The sequence below is a fragment of the Paenibacillus sp. sgz302148 genome (assembly GCF_056120465.1).
Genome location: NZ_JBVYOJ010000026.1, coordinates 16,217 through 34,652 on the forward strand (window position 1 = coordinate 16,217; position 18,436 = coordinate 34,652).

Genomic DNA, 18,436 nt, shown 5'->3' on the forward strand with positions numbered 1-18,436 from the left:
CGGGGGAGATTGACGTGGGTGAGAGTCGCATTGAAGAGAGTCACTTGAGTGAGGGTCGCACGAAAGATACCCGCACGGGAAAAAAGCAGCCGGCGCAAAGCGATACATACGAGCACTTCCAAGGTTTTGTCGCGAGCCATTATGATTTATGGTACGGCCCGGGTCGGGATGCGACGGATTTTACGTTTTTCAAGCGGCATATTGTCGCAAACGGCGGTCCGGCTGCCGAAATCGGCTGCGGCACCGGCAGGCTGCTGATCCCGCTCCTGGAGGATGGCCTGGAAGTCGACGGCGTGGATTATTCGGCGGAAATGCTGGCGCTTTGCGAGCGGAAAGCGGCAATTGCGGGCGTACAACCGATGTTGTACCGCCAACCGATGCAGCAACTGGACCTGCCGCGGAAGTACAACACGATTTTTATCCCGAGCAATACATTCATTCTGCTGACGGATCGCGCCGATGCGATGGAGGCGCTTCGCAGGTTTTACGCGCATCTGGAATCGGGCGGGCAACTGCTGCTCACGCTGAACGTACCGAAGAAATATATCGACAACCCGTCCGACGATTGGCATTTCATCGCGCTCAAAACGAGAGAAGACGGAGCCGACGTCATGCTGACCGAGCATGTGTCGATCGATTATTGGGAACAACTGAAAACGACAACGTACAAGTACGAGGTGTTCCGCGACGGGGAGCTGGAGGAAGAACATCGGGACATGATGAAGGTCCGCTGGTTTTACCGCAATGAATTTGAGCTGATGCTGGAAAAAGCGGGATTCGGCGAAATCGAAATCGACGACGGGTACACGCCCGGCTTTCGGCAAGATAAGTCTTTTATGGTCGTCAGCGCGCGAAAACCGCGAGGTTAGGCTCGCAAACAGAGGATGTGAAAGCCAAAGGAGGAGTGCCTTTATGATTACGCCGGATGAAGTGCGGAGCATCGCTTTATCGATGCCGGAAGCCGTGGAAACCGGACATTGGGGAAAACCGTCGTTCCGCGTGCGGGACAAAATATTCGCTGTCCTCCAAGAGGATGGCGTATCGCTTCTCGTCAAAACGACAAAGGACGACCGGCTCGCCTATACCACGATGGAGCCGGATATTTACAGCGTTCCGGCCAGCTATTCCACGCTTAACTACATGATCGTGCGCATGGATCGCATCGCGCTTGCCGAGCTTCATGTTCTAATCGTTCAGGCGTGGAAAAGCGTTGCCCCGAAACGGCTCGTCGCCGGCTATGATGCCGCGGCGAAGAAGTGATTGCTTTCGCGTCGAGCGAGCATGGCTTTTGTGCTTTGATGGTCAGCGCGCCGCGTGCTGGAATGACAACAGGCCCCAAGCAACTGGAAAATTTACAGTTTATTAAAGGAAGCAGGGACGCGGCTTATAATAACTGAAAAAGTACAGATAAAATTAGAAGGGCATGGACGTGGTACAAAATAACTGCAAAACTGCATCTGTTTATTCGACCTTACTCGTAAATCCGGAAAATGGCGAGAAATAACTGCAGTTATCCAGTTATCTAATCAGAAAAAGGAGAAAACGTATAAATTAAATGCAGTTTTACAGTTAAAACATAAAAATTCGACGACCAGACCGGAGCGACTCGATCGATATGTGATGATGCTAGCGTATAGACATAGGCTACAAGGTAGGACTTACGATCGAAGCCTAACTAATAAGCCGAAGAGGAGATCCTCTGCGGCTTTTTGCAGTTTCTTCGATACGAGCCAGCCCGCTCCGATTGTAGAATCAGCTTCTTCAAATCGAAGAGGGGGCCTCTCCGGCCTACGTATATTCAGATTAATTTCAGCATTTGGGCTTATAATGGGGTACGACGATTTATTTCAGGCGGAGGTACGAAGCAATGAAACCGATTAAAGGGGTCAAAATATTGCTGGCTGACGACGAACCGCATATTTTGCAATTTTTGGAGATGGGCTTGATCAATGAAGGCTATGAGGTGAAAACCGCACAGGACGGAGCGATGGCAATTGATGTTGCGGCGGATTTCCGTCCGCATGTCGTTATTCTCGACGTCATGATGCCGGAGTTGGACGGTTTCGAAACATGCCGGATGCTGAAACAAACCGGGGACAACATCGCCGTCATTATGCTGACCGCCAAGGATGAAGTGACGGACCGCGTCAGAGGCTTAACGCTCGGCGCGGACGATTATTTGGTCAAGCCGTTCAGCTTCGACGAGCTGCTGGCCCGCATTCAGGCACGATTGCGCAACCAGTTCCCCGATCTGCTCGGCGAGGTTGTGTACGGGCCGTTCCGCATCGATGACCGGAGGAAAGAATTCGCATTCCGCGAGCAGTCGCTGTCGTTGTCGCCGACGGAGTACGAGCTGCTCAAATTTCTGGTGATGAACCATGGCATGGTGCTCAGCAAAACGATGATTTTGGACCGGGTATGGGGCTATAACTTCGGCGGAGAGGAAAATATCGTTGAAGTTTACATCCGTTCCTTGCGCGACAAGCTGAACGATAAAGAGCACAAGCTTATCCGAACTTTGCGCGGGGCCGGATATCGGGTAGATTTGCCATGAGTGGCGGCGTGAAAGGAAGATTGCAGCGTTTGTTCGTACCGCACTCGCTGCTGTATCAGCTGCTTGCCCGCTCGTTGTTCGTTTTGGCCGCGCTGCTCGTCCTGATCGGCTTTCTGCAATATTGGCTGACGAAGGACTTCCTGTACCGCAACCAAACCAAAGCGATGGAGGCGCAGATGATGTCGCTGCCCAAGATGGGATTCTTCAAGGGGGATAAAAGCGGATACGACGACGACTCCGATCGCGAGGCCGGCAAACAGTCCAAAATCGCTGAAACGAAGTTGTTCGAGGAAGGGTATCGGCAGCCGGGCACGAACCGAAACGAGCGGCCGTTATTGTTCATCCCCGACCGATCACTCGCGTTTATCGGACCGGACGGTTCGTTCACCGACGTTTCCGCGGAATACGGAATGAAGTCGCCGCGGCTTTCGCCGGAGGAATATAGCAGGCTGATCGAAACCGCCGACCCGCTCGGTTTGAATAGACTGGTTACCGACGGTGACGGCGTCGAACAATGGGTTGTCGTTCGTATCGCCGGGCACCCCGATCACCCTCAGGGGCTGATCCAAATGGGCGCGAATACGGAGCCGCTGCAAAGGCAGCTTATGCAGCAGCTGCTTACGTTTATTTCCTTGTCCGTTCTCGCCTTGGGGGGCGGGTTGGCGTTAAACGCTTCGGTGTTGAAGCGGACGCTGGCGCCGCTTACGCGCATCGGCCGTGTCGCCGAGCAAATCGATGCCGGCAATCTTGGTGAACGATTTCCCGTTCAACAAGGTCAGCAGGAGATCGATCGGTTGTCCCAATCGTTCAACGGCATGCTGGAGCGGCTTGAGGTTTCGTTCGAAGCGGAACGGGAGGCGAAGACGAGAATGCAGCGTTTCATTGCCGATGCCTCGCATGAGCTTCGCACTCCGCTGACATCGATACACGGCTTTTTGCAAGTGCTGCTGCGAGGCGCGGCTTCTAATGAAGAGCAGCTTTACGGTGCCTTGAACAGCATGCAAGGCGAGTCCAAGCGGCTGAATAAGCTGGTGGAGGACCTTCTTCTGCTCGCCAAGTTCGATCGAACCCCCGAGCTTCGCCGGACGGAAATCCACATGGAAGATATGCTCCATGAGATGGAGCCGCAGCTGCGGATGCTGGCCGCCGAGCGTACCGTTCAAATGGAGGCCGAGGAGCCGGTTGCGATCGTAGGCGATGCCGATAAAATCAAGCAGGTCGTCTTGAACTTATTCCATAACGCCGTTCAGCATACCGATCCTCGAGAAGGGCGTATTGTCGTTAGACTGAACGCCAAAGTTGCAGCTTTACCGGCTTTCGGCAGTACCGCTCCCGACTCAGGTGCCGTAGATTCCCGAAGGATGGTCATTTTGTCCGTTGAGGACAATGGCACGGGAATTGACGAGGAGCATCTGCCGAAAATATTCGAACGCTTCTACCGCAGCGATAGTGCGCGCAGCCGCAAGTTCGGCGGCTCGGGCCTCGGGCTTGCGATTTCCCAGTCAATCGTGGAGGCGCACGGCGGAACAATTGAAGTCGCAAGCCGCAAAGGGCTAGGCTCCGTGTTTACGGTGAAGCTTCCCGTAGACGAAGCAGGAACGGAGTAAGTCGGAAAAAGCGGGCCCGCGCTTCAAGGCAACAACAACGGTGTTTTACCACGTGGTGACCATCAGGCTGCACCGCTATTCGCCTTGGACTGCGTCAGCCCAAGCGCTGAAGAGTGCCGCAGCTTTACCTTCGTTCCTCACTTTTTCGCTCGCATTCTACAAGCTACGTCGCGTAGTCATCCAATAAGATGATCTTCGCGGCGCAGCTTTTTTGTGCCGGGAAAAAATTCGTATAGTCGAACTGCACAATTGTTCTTTCGGACGCTGAAGACTATGATGATAGCATACGGTTATTTTGAAGGGAGTGAGCGGCATGAAACGCCGGGCTAAGCAAGTCAATACGATGATGGTGATTGCGAACTGAATAGTGACGGGCGGAGTTTCCTATGTCTGCCCTTGATGTAGATAAGGATCATACTGCTCATATTCGAGGATGAGGGTTCTGTTTGCCGTGCCTTTTTGCAAACGTCTCCCGTCTTCTCGATGTTGGAAACCGCAGGCATAGCCTTGCGGTTTTTTTGCTGTTCTCAAAATCGGGTGATATGGAGGATAAATAAACGAATGATGGATGGAAACAAGACGCTAGATGAGCTTGGTTGGGGCTTGACCAATCGTGGAGAAACCGTGCTGCCTGACCAAGGCGGCCGTTTGGTTGCCAGGGTGATCGCACAGTATGGCGACGTTTATCAGGTTGTATCGGAGGAAGGGGAGTTTGCGGCGAAGGTGACGGGCAAATTCCGTTATGGGACCAAGGCGTTGAAAGACTTCCCGGTTGTAGGCGATTTTGTGCTGGCGGAACGGATCAAGCTTGCCGAGCATGGGCGTATTCATCAAATCGTGCCCAGAAAAAACGGGTTCTCGCGCAAAATGCCGATTTCCGGCGGCCGTAAATTGCACAAAGGCGTTCTGGATGGCGGCATCACCGAAGAGCAGGTCGTCGCGGCCAACATCGATACGGTATTCATTTTGTGCGGGTTAGACGGCAACTTTAACGTCGCCCGATTGGAACGGTATTTGACGCTCGTTCAGGCGAGCAAGCTGGAAGCCGTCATCGTGCTCAGCAAAATCGACGTCTGCGGCGATGCAGAGCCGTATTTGAAGCAAGCGCAAGAAGTCGCCCGCGGCGCCCGGGTGCTGCCGATCAGCGCGGCAAACGGCATCGGACTGGATGCCTTCGGCGAATATATGCAGGAAGGCAGAACGCTTGTGTTTCTCGGTTCTTCGGGCGTGGGCAAGTCGACTTTGCTGAATGCGCTGCTGGAGCGGGACGTCCAGGTGACGAAAACAACAAGCCTGCATTCCGGCAAGGGAAAGCATACGACGACCCATCGGCAAATGTTTTTTCACCCTTCAGGCTGCATGATCATCGATACGCCAGGTATGAAAGAACTTCAGCTGTGGGCGGAGGATGACGACCTGGACTCGGTCTACGGGGACATCGCCGGCTTGATCGCGCAATGCAAGTTTTTCGACTGCACGCACAAAAACGAGCGGGGCTGCGCCATACAAGCCGCACTGGCAAGCGGTACGCTTGCCCGGGAGCGGTATTCGCGATATGTCGCCCAGTCCAAGGAAATTAAAAGGCTCGAGGAGAGGAAAAAAGTATTATTGCAGAAGCAGGAAAAATTTTCGAGGCGTTAACGGCGCACATTTATTGCGGAGGGGATTTGCATGATGAAGATTCGCAAAGAACATTTGGAGCAAGCCGAATTTATTTTTCGGGAAATGAATCATCACGTATCCGTTGAAGGTGCGCTTCGCGGCGAATTGCCCGGCACCGCTGAGCTTTCCGAGGACGGCACTACGGCTATGCTAACGAGTCCGCAGGGTATTTTTTTCGGCGGTAACGCCAGTAATGTCCTGTTCCTGCAAGAGATGAACGCCAAGCTAAGGGATGTTATTTTGCCTCGACTCTATGCGGAGCGAGAGCTGGATTATGTCGTTTTTTACCCGAACCGCGAGGAGTGGGAGAAAGGCGTCGAGATTGCGCTGCTTGATCTGTATTCGATGAAAAGCGGAAGATTGACGTTGACGCATGACCTGGAGCGAGTGGAGGAAACACCCGCGGACGGCTTAGTTATAGTAGATGAGAGCTTGCTGCGTCAAGATTGGGATGGCGTAGACGGCATCATTCACGAAATACTGAAAGGATGGCCTTCAATAGAGGCTTTCCTGCACCGTGGGTTTGGCTCAGCGGCGTTAATGGAGACGGACCAAGGTGCAGCGATCATCGGCTGGTGCCTATCGGATTGGGTCGTCGGAGACGTATGCGAGTTCGGCATCGAAACGGACGCGGCGTACCGCATGCAAGGTTGGGGGCGCAAAATGGCAGCCGGCGCGCTCTCCCTTGCCAAGCGGCGCGGAATCCGCAGAGTAGGCTGGCAGTGCTGGCACAGCAACGAGGGCTCGTGGCATACGGCCTTGTCGGCCGGTTTTTCAAAAATGAACGAACATACGGTACGGTTTGGATGGACTCACCCGCTAAGCAACTTTCTCATTAACGGAAATCACTATATGCGGGGCGATGTACGATACGGAGTGCAGCCCGATTACGCCCGGTCCGCGTGGAGCTATGCGCAAGCATTGGATCAAGGCTGGGATTGGAACGGCTATCCGGCAGTGTATTGGAATGCCGCCTGCATGTATTATTTGACGGGCGAGCTTGAACGTGCCAAGCATTATTACGGCATCGCCTTAGCAAAAGGTTGGAGAGGACTGCAGTCTTTGACCGACCGCCAGTATGTGTATAACGGCGAGGATAGTGCGGCGATTGAGGGTGAACTGTCGGTATCGTAGATGATCCGGAAAATTTATATTGACAAATTAACGTTAATATGATATAATAAAATATTTTGTTTGACATCACCTTCTCTCTTCGTTATTCTATGTATTGCAATGGCGGCCGCCTTGTGACATTTTTACGGAAGCTTCCTGAAAATAATGATGCTGGAGGCACAAATGCTAATCGCCGATGGAATTGCAATGCTTGACATTTCCGCCCCTGTGCTGGGCAAAGTCGATACAGTTCACCCCACTCTGTTATGGGATGAAGAGACGGTGCTGCTCGTGGACACAGGATTCCCGCGTCAACTGGAGCAAGTTCGAGAGGCCGTGAACAAAGCGGGGGCTCCGTTCGAGAAGCTTAACGTGATCTTGATGACCCACCAGGACATCGATCATATCGGGAATTTGCCGGACCTGGTGTGCGGAGCGGGCCGGCCGATCGAGGTGCTGGCCCATGAGCTGGAGCAGCCGTATATTCAAGGAGAACTGAGATTGATCAAGATTACGGACGAGGCGTTAGCCGGAATCGATAACATGCCTCCCGAGGTGCCACTCGCTTGGCGACAAGCGCTGAAAGCGTTGCTGGAGCATCCGCCTAAAGCGAAGGTGGACAGGACGATAAGCCATGGCGAGGTACTGCCCTATTGCGGAGGGATTGTCGTGATCGGCACCCCAGGCCATACGCCGGGCCATATCAGCTTGTATCATGAGCGAAGCAAAACGTTGATCGCGGGCGATGCGCTCGTTGTTGCGAACGGCCGGCTTCACGGTTCCGTGCCGGAACAGTCGTGGGACAATGACATGGCGAAACGCTCGATTAGCGAACTCGCGAAATACGATATCGAGCAAGTGATTTGTTACCATGGGGGTTGGTTTGCGGACAATGTGAACCAGAGGATTGCGGAGTTGGCAAAAGAGTAACTTTATTTGCATTATATACATGTTAACTATAATGACATTAAATCGTTTAATTCGTATCTTTTTCATAAAATTCGTTTCCGATCGTTGAGTTTTATGTTACTATATCTAACATAAAACAATGATTGGGGATGCTGCTATGATCGTTGGGTTACGTGTCCTGAAAACGATGATTGCAATCGCGATCAGCATTTCCATCGCTCGATTGCTTCATTTGAAACCGGATCATTTTGCGGGCATTATTTCGATGTTGGCCGTTCAGCCTTCCGTATTCCGCTCGCTGCACCACAGTCTCTCCCACATCGCTAGTGCGCTGCTGGCCTCGCTTGCCGGAATCGCCGCAGTATATTTGTTCGGTAACGGGGCTGTCGTTATTGCCGCCGTCTCCTTCCTGGTCATGGCTGTGCACGTGAAGCTCCGCCATACGGCATCGCTTACGCTTGCGGTTATTGTGGCCATCAATACGATGGGCACCTCCAGCGAATTAGCCGGCGGTTCCGCCGCGTATAACCAGCTGATGCTCGTCCTCATTGGTATGACCGTCGGCACGGCGGTTAATGCAATTCGGAAGCCGGTGCACCGCGAGCGCGAAGAAGCGCTTCTGAACAAGTCGGAAGGCATGCTGCGCGCACTGCTGTATTACATTCGAATCGATGTCAGCCTGGGGAAGATTACGCCCTACAAGCCCGATATGCGGTCGCAGATCGAAGAGGTGCGGAGTTATATCGAGAAAGGCAAAGGCGTATCCCAGCTCATTCGCGAGGATCGATGGCTCAACCGGGGCAGCAAGGGTGAAGGAGATTTGTTCCGTACGTACGAGACGATGGTCGAACGCATTCGGGATATTTCCAAGGCGCTGCAAAAAGCCGACCTGACTCACCCGGAAGCTGAGCGACTCGCCCGGGCCATCGATCTTGTCATTCGCGGCCAGGAACGGGTTGTCGTGGAGCGGAAGCATGTTCCGTTTCGGCTGCTGCAGCGCTCGCTGCATCCGATGTTGAAAGGGATCAAACCGGAGTCGGATGAAATCGCTCGATTGTTCCCGTATTATCAGGCGTACGAGGCGCTGTCCGATTACGTGCGCGAGCTGACGGCATTGCAGAAGAAGCAATCCGGATCCGTGACGGCAATGATGTTGCGCAAGCGAGGGCTGCGTCTGATCAGACACACATCGTCCTGAACTAGAGAGACAAGATCATTACTGAACAAACCGCACTCGATACAGATTTTTGTATCGGGTGTTTTTTTTTGCAACCCTTTCGCACGTGAAAGAGGTATATTGGCATGAGTAACGAATAAAAATGAAAATCGGACAAATCGTTCTTCCTCCGATAAATAATTTTCACAATTTTGGGTAACGGGCGAGAAACATTTGGCAGGGCTGCCGCGTCAATATTGAAGCGGGACGACAATCGAACTTTAGTAGTAGGAGGAGGGCATTTGTGAAAAGGATATTTTCTATTGTAGCTTTATGTGCTTTAATGTTTGTCAGCTTTGTTCAACCCCATGCCCAAGCTGCGGCTCCAATCAAAATTTATATTGACGGGTCGGAGCTGTACGTGGACCAGGCGCCTGTCATGCGCGGGGGGCGGGTGCTTGTCCCGATGCGGGCGATTTTCGAAGCCTTGGACGCAAGCGTATTTTGGAATCCGAAAACCCAAACGGTTGTCGCCACGAAGGACGGTACTTCGGTAACGCTCAAGATCGGCTCGACGACAGCGAAGATCAATGACAAAACGGTGATTCTGGATGTGCCTGCGATGACGATCAACGGCAGAACGGTTGTCCCGGTCCGGTTTGCCAGTACGGCGCTAGGTCAAGAGGTCGTATGGGATGCTGCATCGCAAAGCGTGTTCGTTAAGCGGTCGGACAGCGGCGCGGGAACGGCGGTTTCGAACGTGGCGGCGAGAATCGTCGGCCAGAACGGCGACGGCCGCGACGTGGAAGTCAGCTTCTCCAAGCTGCCGAACGAAACGAAGCTTTATTCCTACCGCGTGATGCTTGTGAAAACGAGAAATGTATATAGCTTTGACTTGAATGCGGCGCAGTCCGCTACTTCCGGCAATTATACGACGTTGTACAAAAACGGCAAGGATCAGCGCGTAACCTTGAACGCTCAATCGCGCGATGTCGACGGCGACTTGATCCGTGCGGGAGAGTCTTACACTGCCTTTGTATTGGCTGTTAGCGGAAGCGGCAATGTGCTTTCCGATCCTGCTCAGACGATCACGATTCCAAATGGGCAAAATGTTCAAGCGGTCACCAACGTGAAAGCGTCGGATACGAACGATTACGGCGACGGTCGCGATTTGGAAATCAGCTTCACGAAAGCGCAGAACGAAAGCAACATTTCGCTGTACCGCATTATGGTCGTCAAAACCAAGGATGCGAACGGCTTCGACGCCTCGGCGGCGAACCGCGTTGCGAACGACAATGCGTTTAACGTGTACAAAACAGGCAGCAACATTGCGGTGAAGCTGAATGCTTCGGCACGAGATACGTCGGGCGAAACGATCAAAAACGGCGTGCCGTATACGGTCTTCGTTCTTTCTGTGAGCAATACGAATGCGGACAGCAAGCTTTCTTCCGGTGCTTCGGTCACGCTGGGCGTGAATGTCGTAGGCGCGCCGTCCATCACGAAGGTCGAAGACGTAAGCGATTATGGAGACGGCCGTGATTTGCAAGTGAGCTTCAATAAGTCGTCGGATGAATCGAAGATTAATTTTTATCGAGTCTTTGTAGTGAAATCCGCCAACAGCTTCACGCTGGCGGATGCGAATAAAGTATCTTACGGCAATTATTACGAAGTTGCCAAAAACGGCAGCAACCGAGTGGTGACACTGCCTTCCGGCGCAAGAGACGTACAGGGCAACGTCATCCGCAACGGCGAGAAATACCGCGTTTACGTGCTTGCCGTCGGTAATGCGCAAGCGAACAATAATAACGCCTTATCGTCGGCTTCGGCGGAAATTACGCTGGCGCAAAACGCCAACGTCGGCGCGGCGACCAACGTGCGTGTGTACGATATGTACGATTATAACGACGGCCGCGACCTGTTGGTTACGTTCGACAAGGCTGCAGATGAGTCCCGGGTGAAAGAGTACCGTGTGTTCGTCGTGAAAACCGGTTCGGTAAGCCAGTTCGATCTGAACAAGGCCAATGCGGTTTCCAGCTCGAACTATACGGTCGTGAGCAAAAACAGCAGCAATAGCAATCAGAGCATCATGCTCCAAAGCTACACGCGCGACACCGATGGGCTGACGATCCGCAGCGGCTACAGCTACCAAGTGTTCGTCATGTCGGTCGGCAACAGCAACCAAACGTATAACAACGCATTGTCCACGCCATCTTCGGCGATTACGCTGAATAGCGCGGCAGTTGTGCCTGTCACGAACGTTCGGGCGTCCGACAATGGCGATAACGGCAACGGCAGCGATCTGAACGTTACGTTCGACAAGTCGGCAGACGAGTCACGCGTCAGCGAATATCGCGTATTCGTTGTAAAATCGTCGATTGCAAATCAGTTCAACCTGACAGCCGCGAACAATGTATATTCGGGATATTATACGTCGGTCAGCAGAACAGGATTTAACTTGAACGTGACTTTGCCGAACACGGCAAAAGACACGCAAGGGGATTTGATCCGTAATGACGTAAGCTACCAAGTGTTCGTCATGGCGGTCAGCAACAGCGGCCAACCGCAGAACAATGCGTTGTCGACGGCTTCCGCGGTGATTATGCTGACGAGTTATTTGTCGGTTAACAACATAACGGTTGCGGACGTAAACGATACGCGTACAAGCCAAGATTTGCGTGTTTCGTTTAACAAGGTTTTGGATGAGTCTCGCATTTTGGGCTATCGCGTATTCGTCGTCAGAACGGCTTATGCAAGCCAATTCAACTTGACAACGGCGAATTCCAACGGTTTTTACACGAATGTGAACAAGACGGGAAGCAATATTTCTTTCACATTGCCTTCGAATGTATTCGATACAACCGGATTGCCAATTACGAATGACGTCAGCTATCAAGTATTCGTCATGAGCTTGAGTGCGGGAAGCCAGTATGGTGGTAACGCATTATCTTTGCCTTCGAATGCGATAACATTGACGAGTAATTTGACCGTCGCGACGACCTCGAATATTGTGATCAATGATATAAGTGATTACGGCGATGGCCGAGACATGTCTGTTACATTCAATAAAGCAGCTGATGAGTCGCAGATTAATCATTACCGACTGTTTGTTGTCAATTCGGCTAATGCAGGTCAATTCAACTTGGCTGCGGCGAACAATCAATCGAATTATACGCCAGTATCTATTACTGGGAATAATTTGACCGTAAACCTTAAAGCAGATACGAAGGATGACACTGGGGCAGTATTGAAAAATGGCGTAAGCTATCAAGTGTTTGTTCTTTCTGTGGCGAAGAGCGGTTCAGGGCTTGGAAATGGACTCTCGACGCCTTCTGTCGCTAAAGTGCTTACGAGCAGCGTAGTGAACGGAGCAACTATTGTGACTGCCAGTATAGTGAGCAATCTGGGAGACGGCAGGGACTTGACGGTGAGCTTCAAAAAAGCTCCTGATGAAAGTGCAGTAGAAGAGTACCGGATTCTGGTCGCTCCTTCATCGGGAATTAGCCTCGGGGATGCCCTTAATGTACCTAAGGATTGGTACACAAAAGTTTCTCCGATAAATCAGGATATTGTCCAGCCAATGACCTTGACGACAACGGATACGCAAGGATTCGCTCTAGCTCCTAATAAGCCATATGTAGTATATGTGCTGACGATTGCTAAATCGGGTAATGTGTCTGTTCTATCCACCCCATCTGCTGTTGTCACGTTGCCACTGCCTCAAGTCCAGGCAGCCGGGCAGCTATCAGCCGCTGATGTGGACAACAATGGAAACGGATCTGATTTACAGGTTTCATTCGCTAGAGCGTCCAATGAAAGCAATATTAATTTTTACGAAGTCATGGTAGTAAAATCAGAACAAGCCGGGACTTTCTCTTTGGCTAACGCTGAGAGCAACACGCAGTTTTTCTCTGTCGTAAACCCTGGGAATACGATTCCTTATATATTGGATTCGAAATTGAAGACTGTTGATGGCGCCGACATCGTGAGCGGGAAGTACAAAATTTTTGTATTATCTGTTTCGAAAGATAAAACCAAAGCGTTAAACGCACTTTCCGCTGCGTCTCCTGAGGTAGAGTTGAAACCAGACGTTCCGCCTCCACCTCCACCTCCGTCAACGACATAATGAAATTATTGTTCAATCCTGCATTATTCCGTTAGGAATAATGCAGGATTTTTGTTATGTCCTGAAACTAACGAAAAAACCACCCACCCCCCGCATATACTTAAGTAAGTACCGGTAAAGGCGGTGATGGTGTGGAACTGTGGGCGATATGGCTGATCGTCGCGGGATTATTACTCATTCTCGAGATGCTGACGCTGACGTTTTACTTGCTATGGATCGGCATAGGCGCGCTGGCCGCGGCGCTCGTTGCGTATTTGGCGCCGGAGTCTTTTCCTCTGCAAGCTGCCGTAGGATGTGTCGTGGCACTGGCGTTAACCTTCCTCACGAAAAGGCTGGTGGGCAGGCTTCGTTCCTCGCGAGGCTTCCGGGATGCGATCGATGATCTGGTGGGCAAGCCGGGTGTCGTCGTCGAGGACGTGGAGCCGGGCAAGCCGGGAATCGTCAAGGTGGGAACGGACTTATGGAGCGCGACGGCAAACGAATCATTGCGTCAAGACGACGATATTGTCGTAGTCCATCGAGGGAACGCCGTGCTTGAAGTACGCAAATCGGGAGGCTGATCCAAATGGTAGGTATTATCATTACGATTGTTGTTCTTGCCCTTGTTATCGTGTTTATCGCGTTATCGCTAAAAATCGTCCCGCAGCAGCGGGTCGGCGTCGTGGAACGGCTCGGCAAATTCCATCGGTTGCTCACGCCGGGGATGAACATTCTGGTGCCGATTATCGACCACGTGCGTACATATCACGACTTACGCGTACAGCAGGCGAACGTACCGCCGCAATCGGTCATCACCAAGGACAATGTGCAGGTACAGATTGACACGATTATTTTTTATCAGGTGGTTGGCCCTGAGCAGGCGACGTACGGCATATCGGACTACGTCTATGGCGTGCGCAACATCAGCACCGCTACGATGCGGCAGATTATCGGCAAAATGGAGCTCGACGACACGTTGTCGGGCCGAGAAAAGATTTCGTCGGAAATTCGGCTGGCGCTGGATGAGGCGACGGAAAAATGGGGCGTGCGCATCGACCGCGTCGAAGTCATCGACATCAAGCCGCCGTCCGATATCCAAGAAGCGATGGATAAGCAGATGAAGGCGGAGCGCAGCAAGCGCGCGATCGTGCTGGAGGCGGAGGCGGCGAAGCAGGACATGATTTTGCGAGCTGAAGGCGACAAGCAGAGCAAAATCCTTAAAGCCGAAGGCGACAAGGAAGCGCGCATCCGACAGGCGGAAGGCTTGCGCCATGCGCAGGAGCTGGAGGCAATCGGCCAAGCGAAAGCGATTCAGGCGGTAGCCGAAGCGGAAAAAATCCGTGTTGAGCTGCTTCGCGCCGCGGGTCTCGACGAAAACGTGCTTGCATACCGCTCGCTCGAAACGCTCTCCGACATATCCAAAGGCCCGGCGAACAAAATCTTTATCCCGACGCGGGCGATCGAGACGTTAGGCAGTGTAGGCGCGATTGGAGAGTTATTCAAAGCGAAATACGACTAAGCAGCCGAGGGAGTCCCTGATTAGGGGCTCTTTTTCATGTGAAAGGTGATTTTCCCATAGGTTCTAAGCATCATCCTGGGTATATTCTCATGGGTATATACTCCCATATTTACCCGAAGTATAACAAAAAAATAATGATCGCCCGATAGATTATAATGTTGTTTCCATATTAGCAAATGAAAGGAGATATTGGTTGTCAAAATCGTTATTTTCCATAAGTCAGGCAATACACTGCCACAATATTCGGTTTTAAATCAGTTCCAACATAGATAAGAAAGGTGAACCCATGAAAAACTCGAAAATGTTAAAAAGAGCTTTAACAACGCTAGTAACTTGCTCGCTGCTTTTTACCGGAATCGGCACGGCCGCGGCGAAATCCCAAGAACCCGAGGTGAAAACGGCTGCGGCATCCTCCGGCGAAGCTTACGTATACTACGTTTCGAACAGCAACCTGTATCGGGTCAAAAGCGACGGCACCGATTCGCAGCGTTTGCTGAAAAGCTTTAATTTCCGCGGCGTCGAGCTGAAGCCTGCCGGAAACTACCTGTACTTTTCGTACGATGAGAGCTCCACGACGCTGCTGCGCGTTCCGGCGGACGGATCGGCGAATCTGCCGAAGCGCTTTTACGACGATGCCGTCTACTATACGGTAGATAACGGATTCCTGTATTACATGAACTCCAAAGGCGCTATCTACCGCGCGGATGCCAATGCGGCAGATTCGAAAGAAGCGAAGCTGGTTGCCGACATGGCGGATGTGAATTTTTCCGGATTTTTCGTCAAGGACGGACGCATTTATTACAACGCGCGCAAAAGCGGCCGTACGACCTGGGTCGCTTCCAAAGCGGCGGACGGCAGCGGCCAAGTGCAATGGATCGCGCAAGGCGCTTTGCCTGACCCGTGGTATTCGCGTACGGACGCCACGAACCTGTACCTGATCGTCAACACGAAGCCGGAAGAAACGCAATACTCCGTCAATTGCATGGTCATGTATGCCGTACCGAGAAAAGGCGGGGCCGCCAAAGCGCTTAACCCGAAAAATCCGATCGACACGAACGCCGTTCATTCCGGTTGGTGGGCTAACGGCTATTATTTGTTTAATAAAGACATCCGCCTTGATTCGGACGGTGAGTTCGATTACACGAAAGGCAAAGGTACTTTGCTGAAGACGGACGGAACGGTAATTCCGCTGCACAAAACTGGCATTTACGAACTGGCTAACGTCGGAACGGACAAGCTGGTATTCGTTGATGCAAACGGCAAGGGTTATGCCAGCACGATCCAAAACAATAAAGTGACAAGCACAAAAGCATTGTCGATCAACAACGTGGGATATGTCCGCAACCTGCTGACGGACGGCAAAGTTCGCGCAACGATGCTGTTCGCGGAAAGCGGAGCCTACATGCTGAAATCCGACCTAACTTTGCAAAAGATGGTTGGCATCGAGTGGGATCTATGTATGTATCAGGACGACGTCAACGGATTTTTCTATGTAAATGCCGGCGACAATGGCCGGTTGTACCGAATGAACGACGACGGAAAAACAAGCACAAAGCTGAGCGAAGAAAAGGTCGACAAAATCGTGCTGATCGACAAGCTATAAAATCATCAAAACCATAAAGCGTGCGGAGAACGCCGGATGAGACTCGGGAAACCGAATCTTGTCCGGCGTTTGTTTCAAATTCAACAAAAGTGGTCTATATTAAAAATATACAGTTTCGTGTGACATTACAGTAAACAGGAGGTGTATCATCCGTGAGCAAAATAAAAGCGCCGCAACAAGAACTTACACGCCGCGCCTTGAATCGTGCATTGCTGGAGCGGCAAATGCTGACGCGGCGCGTACAGATGACCGCCGAGGAGGCTATTGAGCGGCTGGCCGGCATGCAAGCCCAATGGCCGAACCCGCCTTATGTCGGCTTATGGTCAAGACTCGCCGACTTTAAGCAAGAGGAGCTGTCGCGGCTCATCCAGGAACGCCGCGTCGTGCGCATTGCGCTGATGCGCTCGACGATCCACCTCGTCACGGCCCGGGATTGCCTCGCGATGCGCCCGGTGCTGCAGCCGGCGCTGGAGCGCTTGCTCCAAGGCGCTTACGCCAAGCGGCTTGAGGGGCTCGCGCCTGAGGAGCTTGCCGCGGCAGGACGCGCGCTCGTCGAAGCGGCCCCGCTGACGCTCGGCGAGATCGGCGCGAAGCTGCGCGAGCAGCGCTGGCCCGATCGCGAGCCGCAAGCGCTCGCCAACGCGGTGCGCACCTATGCGCCGCTTGTGCAAGTGCCGCCGCGCGGCCTGTGGGGCGAGAGCGGCCAGGCCGTGCACACGACCGCCGAAGCGTGGCTCGGCGCTCCGCTTGCGGCGAACACCGCACCGGACGACATGCTGCTGCGTTATTTGGCCGCGTTCGGGCCCGCCACGGTCAAGGACATGCAGGTGTGGTCGGGTCTAACTCGGCTGCGCGAAGCAGTTGAGCGGCTGCGACCGCAATTATGCACGTTCCGCGACGAGCGGGGCAACGAGCTGTTCGACCTGCCGGATGCTCCGCGGCCGGAACCCGACATGCCGGTGCCGCCGCGCTTGTTGTCCGAATTCGACAATATGCTGCTGTCGTATGAGGACCGCTCTCGCATCATGGCGGAGCCTTATCGGAAACGTGTGTTCACCGTCAATGGCATTATCCGTGCGGCGGTGCTTGTTGACGGATTCGTTTGCGGCATCTGGCAGATCCAGCGGGAGAAAAAATCGGCGACACTCGAAATCGAGCTATTCGAGCCGGTGTCCAAAGCGGATCGCGATGCGCTAATGGAGGAAGGCGAGCGATTGCTGCGTTTTGCCGCGGCGGATGCGGATACGTATGACGTTGTTTTTTCGGAAGACTTTAAGTGATACAAAACAAGGCGGAAATCTGGACAATTAAGAACAAACATTCGCTTTTTGCTTCATATTATGGTATGATCAACCTTACCAAAAATGGAAACGGGTTTTCAGGGAGGGATTCCGTTGAATACGAACTTCGGATTTTCCAACAAGGGCATTTTAAATGCCGATGCGGGCATGCGGAAATTCAATTTGACGCGCCATTTGCCGGCGGAGGATTTAGCCTTCTTCATTCAACGCTATTGGATTGTGGAATGGGACTTGAGAGGGCAGGAGCCTTATGACCAAACCGTGATTTCGCACCCAAACGTTAATATGGTGTTCGAGCGCAACCTGACCCGCGCTTACGGCATCTCCAGATCGACCTCGACCCAAAGACTGCAAGATCAAGGGAAAGTGTTCGGCATCAAATTCAGGCCCGGCGGTTTTTATCCGTTATGGCAATCTTCCGTCTCGGAGCTGACGGACCGATCGGTCGGCTTTCAAGAGCTGTTCGGCTTTGACGGGCGTGCGCTGGAGGAAGAGATCCTTGCGCAATCCAACGCCGATGCCATGATCCGAATCGCGGAAAACTTTTTCCGTGAACGATTTACGGCGGAGCGGGATGACCAAATTGAGCTGGCAGGCCAAATCGTCGATACGATCATGAACGACCGTTCGATCATGAAGGTCGATGACATCGTACGGATCGCGGGCATGAACAAAAGAACGATGCAGCGCTTGTTCAGCCGTTACGTCGGAATAAGCCCGAAGTGGGTCATTCAGCGCTACAGGCTGCATGAAGCGGCGGAGCTGGTCGAACAAGGCGGCGTGCCGGAATGGTCAAGGCTGTCGCTTGAGCTCGGTTATTATGATCAGGCGCACTTTATCAAAGTATTCAAAGCCATCGTTGGCTACCCGCCGAAAGGGTATTTGAAAGAAATCGGGATTTGATCGGAAT

General features: G+C 52.6%; 14 protein-coding genes. All 14 read left to right on the forward strand.

The features are described 5' to 3' along the window. Positions 1-44 precede the first annotated feature (44 nt). The 14 genes from AC0LWM_RS28375 to AC0LWM_RS28440 all read left to right on the forward strand — a co-directional run bounded on the left by AC0LWM_RS28375 (position 45) and on the right by AC0LWM_RS28440 (position 18,429). Positions 45-869 (forward strand): class I SAM-dependent methyltransferase, encoded by an 825-nt coding sequence (locus tag AC0LWM_RS28375; RefSeq protein ID WP_474678401.1) that lies wholly within the window; start codon positions 45-47, stop codon positions 867-869. A gap of 43 nt (positions 870-912) precedes the next feature. Then, positions 913-1,260 carry an MmcQ/YjbR family DNA-binding protein gene (locus AC0LWM_RS28380; RefSeq protein ID WP_474678402.1) on the forward strand — a complete coding sequence of 116 codons (348 nt, stop codon included), beginning with the start codon at positions 913-915 and terminating at the stop codon, positions 1,258-1,260. Positions 1,261-1,867: 607 nt separating this feature from the next. After that, positions 1,868-2,554 carry a response regulator transcription factor gene (locus AC0LWM_RS28385; RefSeq protein WP_474678403.1) on the forward strand — a complete coding sequence of 229 codons (687 nt, stop codon included), beginning with the start codon at positions 1,868-1,870 and terminating at the stop codon, positions 2,552-2,554. Further along, positions 2,551-4,161 carry a sensor histidine kinase gene (locus tag AC0LWM_RS28390; protein WP_474678404.1) on the forward strand — a complete coding sequence of 537 codons (1,611 nt, stop codon included), beginning with the start codon at positions 2,551-2,553 and terminating at the stop codon, positions 4,159-4,161. The genes AC0LWM_RS28385 and AC0LWM_RS28390 overlap by 4 nt, the downstream gene beginning before the upstream one ends. A 561-nt stretch (positions 4,162-4,722) precedes the next feature. Next, entirely contained in the window at positions 4,723-5,802 is a 1,080-nt protein-coding gene (rsgA, locus tag AC0LWM_RS28395) for a ribosome small subunit-dependent GTPase A (RefSeq protein ID WP_474678405.1), read from the forward strand. A 30-nt stretch (positions 5,803-5,832) separates the two neighbouring features. Further along, complete coding sequence (locus AC0LWM_RS28400; protein ID WP_474678406.1) at positions 5,833-6,957, forward strand: GNAT family N-acetyltransferase; 1,125 nt, start codon at positions 5,833-5,835, stop codon at positions 6,955-6,957. Positions 6,958-7,119: 162 nt separating this feature from the next. Then, positions 7,120-7,866, forward strand: a complete 747-nt coding sequence (locus tag AC0LWM_RS28405) for an MBL fold metallo-hydrolase (RefSeq protein ID WP_474678407.1) — start codon at positions 7,120-7,122, stop codon at positions 7,864-7,866. Positions 7,867-8,002: 136 nt separating this feature from the next. Further along, positions 8,003-9,043, forward strand: coding sequence for an FUSC family protein (locus AC0LWM_RS28410; protein WP_474678408.1), 1,041 nt, complete (start codon positions 8,003-8,005; stop codon positions 9,041-9,043). A gap of 262 nt (positions 9,044-9,305) precedes the next feature. Next, a complete protein-coding gene (locus AC0LWM_RS28415; protein WP_474678409.1) occupies positions 9,306-13,124 on the forward strand; it encodes a copper amine oxidase N-terminal domain-containing protein in 3,819 nt (1,272 codons plus the stop codon). Between the two features lie 131 nt (positions 13,125-13,255). Then, entirely contained in the window at positions 13,256-13,684 is a 429-nt protein-coding gene (locus AC0LWM_RS28420; RefSeq protein ID WP_474678410.1) for an NfeD family protein, read from the forward strand. 5 nt (positions 13,685-13,689) lie between these two features. Next, the gene (locus tag AC0LWM_RS28425; RefSeq protein ID WP_474678411.1) at positions 13,690-14,622 is read left to right on the forward strand and encodes an SPFH domain-containing protein; all 933 of its coding nucleotides are present in this window, start codon (positions 13,690-13,692) and stop codon (positions 14,620-14,622) included. 286 nt (positions 14,623-14,908) lie between these two features. Then, the gene (locus AC0LWM_RS28430) at positions 14,909-16,225 is read left to right on the forward strand and encodes a DUF5050 domain-containing protein (RefSeq protein WP_474678412.1); all 1,317 of its coding nucleotides are present in this window, start codon (positions 14,909-14,911) and stop codon (positions 16,223-16,225) included. A gap of 152 nt (positions 16,226-16,377) precedes the next feature. After that, a complete protein-coding gene (locus AC0LWM_RS28435) occupies positions 16,378-17,505 on the forward strand; it encodes a winged helix DNA-binding domain-containing protein (protein ID WP_474678413.1) in 1,128 nt (375 codons plus the stop codon). A 114-nt stretch (positions 17,506-17,619) separates the two neighbouring features. After that, on the forward strand, positions 17,620-18,429 hold the full coding sequence (locus tag AC0LWM_RS28440) for a DUF6597 domain-containing transcriptional factor (RefSeq protein WP_474678414.1): 810 nt from the start codon (positions 17,620-17,622) through the stop codon (positions 18,427-18,429). The last annotated feature ends 7 nt before the right edge of the window (positions 18,430-18,436 follow it).